4 protein-coding genes are annotated in these 4,729 nt (G+C 66.9%); 2 read left to right on the top strand and 2 right to left on the bottom strand.

Going from position 1 to position 4,729, the window contains the following annotated elements; translation table 11 throughout:
• The first annotated feature begins 77 nt into the window (after positions 1-77).
• A complete protein-coding gene (locus AC1VAN_RS11945) occupies positions 78-434 on the top strand; it encodes a hypothetical protein (protein WP_442251925.1) in 357 nt (118 codons plus the stop codon).
• 24 nt (positions 435-458) lie between these two features.
• Complete coding sequence (locus tag AC1VAN_RS11940; protein WP_442251924.1) at positions 459-929, top strand: hypothetical protein; 471 nt, start codon at positions 459-461, stop codon at positions 927-929.
• A 30-nt stretch (positions 930-959) separates the two neighbouring features.
• Here the strand turns inward: AC1VAN_RS11940 and AC1VAN_RS11935 are convergent, their stop codons facing one another.
• Positions 960-3,611 (bottom strand): excinuclease ABC subunit UvrA, encoded by a 2,652-nt coding sequence (locus AC1VAN_RS11935; RefSeq protein WP_480985866.1) that lies wholly within the window; start codon positions 3,609-3,611, stop codon positions 960-962.
• A 178-nt stretch (positions 3,612-3,789) separates the two neighbouring features.
• On the bottom strand, positions 3,790-4,729 hold a 940-nt coding region (locus tag AC1VAN_RS11930; protein ID WP_480985865.1), incomplete at its 5' end, for an NADPH:quinone reductase.

Here is a 4,729-nt window from a genome sequence, read left to right as displayed (position 1 = left end):
CACACGGGGTTTCGAGCCACGCATCGTCCGCCACCTTTATCGGTGGCGGCTTCTGCCTGCACGCAAGGAGCCCTGCCATGACAACGCCCTACTCCCCTGCCCCACAGCCCATCCACGAGGCGCCCTCGGCCGGGCCTACCGTGGATCCCAATACCCTCATCGCGCTGCTGCACAGCATCGGCTCGGGCGTGGCCGCCAACGGCCAGCCCTGGCCAGAGCGGCATCAGCTGCGTGGCCGGCAGATGGCGCTGGCCGATGCCGACTGCTCGCTGACAGGCCTGCGCGTGGTGCTGGAAGTGCTGCTGGCCGCAGAACGCACCCGCCAGAATGGTGAGCCGGAGCAATACGTCGGCGACCGGGTGATGGAAGGACTGATCATGGCCGGGCTTGGGCTCGCAGCCCACGCAAGCGAACGGCTGCAGCCGGCAGAGTGAAGGATCACTTTGGTGGGGCCTGACATGAAGGTGCGCCACGGCGTGATGTGGGCGCTCTTTCTGGCGCTGGTCGTTGCAGTACAGATCCATTCGCCAGAGCCTGTTGAGCCGGAAGTGCTCGCGTACCGTGATGTACCCGATGAGACATTCTGGACGCTGCGCCGCCACGCGCTTCGATTCGCAGAGGCGCGGGCGCGGGAGGGTTTCGCGTTCCTGGAGGGGACGCCCGCTTCGGCTTCCTTCCAGATCCAGTGCAAGGGCGTGCCGGTGCTGCACGTGGAAAGGCAGCCGCCGCTTCTGCTGATCCGGGTTGCGCTGGGTACCGAGCATCGGGCGCCTGCGATCTTCCCCCTGCAGGCCTCGCTGCAATGGTCACTGGTGCCATTGAGCTATCTGGAGCAGGTGCTGTCTGGCGTGCAGGAGCCTACGCTGCAGGATCGGCTGCTGACGCTTGCTGGCGATGTGCCTGAGGATGGGCGGTGTGGCGTGCGGTAGTAGGACTACGGCCCCGGCGACGCCCTCACCTCACCCACCCTGCCCCAGCTCCCGCGCAAGGAAGGGCGCCGTCCTGCTGCCCTTGGCGCGCGCCACCTGCTGCGGCGTTCCCTTCGCCACGATGGTGCCGCCCGCAGCGCCTGCGCCAGGCCCGACGTCAATCACCCAGTCCGCCTGCACGACCGCGCGCATGTCATGCTCGATCATCACCACCGTATTGCCCGCGTCCACCAGTCGCTGCAGCTGCACCAGCAGCCTGTCCGCGTCCGATGCATGCAGGCCGGTGGTGGGTTCGTCCAGTACGTAGAGCGTGCGCCCGCGCTGGCTGCGCTGCAGCTCGGTCGCCAGCTTGATGCGCTGGGCTTCGCCACCTGAAAGCTCTGTGGCCGGCTGGCCCAGCCGCAGATAGCCCAGGCCGATCTCCTGCAGCAGCTGCAGCGGACGGGCAATGGCCTCTTCCTCGATGAAGAACGCGTGCGCCTGGTCCACCGTCATCTGCAGGACCTCGGCGATGTTGCGCTCATTCCACAGCACCTTCAGCGTGGCTTCGTTGTAGCGGGCGCCGTGGCAGGTGGGGCACGGCGCATAGACGCTGGGCATGAACAGCAGTTCGACGCTGACGAAACCTTCGCCTTCRCAGGTCTCGCATCGGCCCTTGGGCACGTTGAACGAGAAACGGCCGGCATCGAAACGCCGACGGCGCGCGGCGGGCGTAGCGGCGAACAGCTTGCGCACGTGGTCGAACAGGCCGGTATAGGTGGCCAGGTTGGAGCGTGGGGTGCGGCCGATGGGCTTCTGGTCCACCTGCACTACCCGCTGGATGGCGTCCACATCGCCAGCCAGCCGGCCTCGGGTCGCTTCGATCACGGTCGGCGCGTCGTTGGGCGCACTCTCGGCACTGTTCTCCTCGGGCTCATGCCCCAGGTGCAGCAGCACCAGCTCGGGCAGTGCCTGCGCCATCAGGCTGGATTTGCCCGACCCCGAAATGCCGGTCACTGCGGTCAGCAACCCCAGCGGCACCTGCGCGTCCACACCCTGCAGGTTATGGCGGTGGATGCCCTTCAACTCCAGCCAGCTGCTGGCGCTGCGCTGCCGGCTGGCGGCCGCGGGCACCTGGTCGAACAGATACCGGGCGGTGCGCGATTCCTGGACCTTGCGCAGGCCGTCGGGCTCGCCACTGTAGAGAACGCGCCCGCCGTGCTCACCCGCCTCCGGGCCAACATCCACCAGCCACTGCGCGCGGCGCATCAGCTCCAGGTCGTGTTCGACAACGAACACCGAGTTTCCGCCGTCGCGCAACCGGTCCAGCGCGTCGTACAGCGCCTGGCTGTCGGCGGGGTGCAGGCCGGCCGAGGGTTCATCAAGCACGTACAGCACGCCAAACAGCAACGAGCTGAGCTGCGTGRCCAGCCGCAGGCGCTGCAGTTCGCCGGCCGACAGGGTTGGCGTGGCGCGATCCAGCGAGAGGTACCCCAGGCCCAGGCCTCGCAGCTGGCGTACACGCGCCATGACGCCGCCTGCCAGCCGCTGCGCGGCCAGGCGCTTCTCTTCCGACAGGGCCGAGGTCAGCCGCACGTCGGGGGCTCCAGCATGGACAGGTCGGCCGCTTGCAGCCCGCTGCGTGCGATCGCGTTTCGTGGCGCTGCCGCTGGTACGCGCGCCGCGGCTGTGCGCGCTGAAATCGCCCTGCGCGATGGGCCCCAGCAGGTCCGCCAGTTGGTCCAGCGGCAGCCGCATGAACTCACCGATATCCACGCCGGCAAAGGTGACCGAAAGCGCTTCCGGCTTCAGGCGCTTTCCGTGGCAGGCCGGGCACAACCTGCCTTCCATGTAGCGCGAAACGCGCTTGCGCATCAGCGCGCTCTGGGTGTTGGCAAAGGTGTGCAGCACGTAGCGGCGCGCACCGGTATAGGTGCCCATGTAGCTGGGTTCCAGCTTGCGCTTCAGTGCGGCACGGGTCTCTGCGGGCGTGAAGCCGGCATAGACCGGCACGGTTGGCGTTTCCTCGGTGAACAGGATCCAGTCGCGGTCCTTCTTCGGCAGCTTCTTCCACGGCACGTCGATGTCGTAGCCCAGCGTGACCAGGATGTCGCGCAGGTTCTGGCCRTGCCATGCCGGCGGCCAGGAGGCGATGGCACGTTCGCGGATGCTCAGCGACGGGTCCGGCACCATCAGCGCTTCGGTCACCTCGTACACATGTCCCAGGCCGTGGCAGGTGCTGCAGGCGCCCTGCGGCGTATTGGGCGAGAAGTCCTCGGCGTACAGCATGGGCTGGTTGGCCGGGTAGGCCCCTGCGCGCGAGTACATCATGCGTACCAGGCTGGACAGCGTGGTGACACTGCCCACCGAGGAACGTGCATTGCTGGCGCCGCGCTGCTGCTGCAACGCCACCGCCGGCGGCAGGCCGTCGATGGCATCCACATCGGGTACGCCCGCCTGGTCGATCAGGCGCCGCGCGTATGGCGCTACGGACTCGAAGTAGCGCCGCTGCGCCTCAGCAAAGACCGTACCGAAGGCCAACGACGACTTGCCCGAACCCGACACCCCGGAGAACACCACCAGTGCATTGCGCGGAATGGAGACATCGACATTCTTGAGGTTGTGCTCGCGCGCGCCGCGCACCTCCACGCAACCGCTGGCTGCGGCAGCGCATGAGGATTCACCGAAAGGGTTGTTGGACATCGTTGCGTTCCTGCAGGCAGTGAGCGGTGCGCCCTGGAGCGCGCCCAAGGACGCATTTTCGCTGCTGCGAGGTGAATGTGGTGAGGGGACGTGCAGCCCCGCCCTGCGGGCATGCAAATGACCCGCAAGCCGCATTCACCCGCCGAGTGCAAGGGGCGCGTGGCGGCGAACGTATCGCTCAGATGGCGATGAGAACCTTCCCCATCACGGTTCCAGCTTCAAGTGCCTGGTGCGCTTCAGCGATCTTCTGCAGATCCACCTTCAAACCGACATGGGGCGAATAGGCGCCACTGGCAAGGCACGCAGTGATGTCCCTGATCGCGTGGATCTTCGCTTCCTGGGGGACCGAATAGATGTACACGAAGCGGAGCACGCATCCGTGCACCATGGCACGCAACAGTGGCAGGGAAAGCTCATCGGTTGCCTGCGCGGCCGCATAAGCGCTGATGACGCCGCCAGAGGCGAGACATGCCAGGTCAAGGTCGAGATTTGCCCGCACATTGACCTCTACGATGCGATCCACGCCCGCCCTCCGGGTATGGGTGTTGATCGCGCCGGCGACATCGTCATTCAGACGGTCCAGCACCAGATCCGCTCCGGCCGCCCTGGCAATGCTTGCCTGCTCGGCATTCATGACCGTGGCCGCGACCCAGGCGCCCGCCCACTTTGCCAGCAGGACGGCGGCGGTGCCGACCACGCCTGCCCCGCCTTGCACCAACACCCTTCGGCCGTTGATGTCGCCATCCGCGAAGAGACAGCGATGCGCCGTCAGTGCCGGAATACCCAGCGATGCACCCACCTCGAAAGAGACATCGCCAGGCAGCGGCACGGCGTGCCCAGCGGGCACGACCACGAACGCTGCAGCCGTTCCGCTCGCCCTGCCGTACTGGGCTTCATAGATCCAGACGCGCTGCCCTATACGGCCCGCCTCTTCCGGGTCGCCCACCGCATCGATGACACCGGCACCGTCCTGGTGGGGAATGATTCGTGGAAAGGGCATCGGCGCGGAGAACCCTGTGCGGGCCTTGAGGTCTGTGGGATTGAGCCCGGACATGTGCATCCGCACCCGGACTTCACCTGGCCCCGGTTGTGGGGTGGGCAGCTCTGCAACGCAGAGC

This window comes from Stenotrophomonas sp. 05L44_2, from assembly GCF_056665995.1.
The sequence above is the reverse complement of the archived record's forward strand: the minus strand, read 5'-3'. Positions and strand labels throughout refer to the sequence as shown.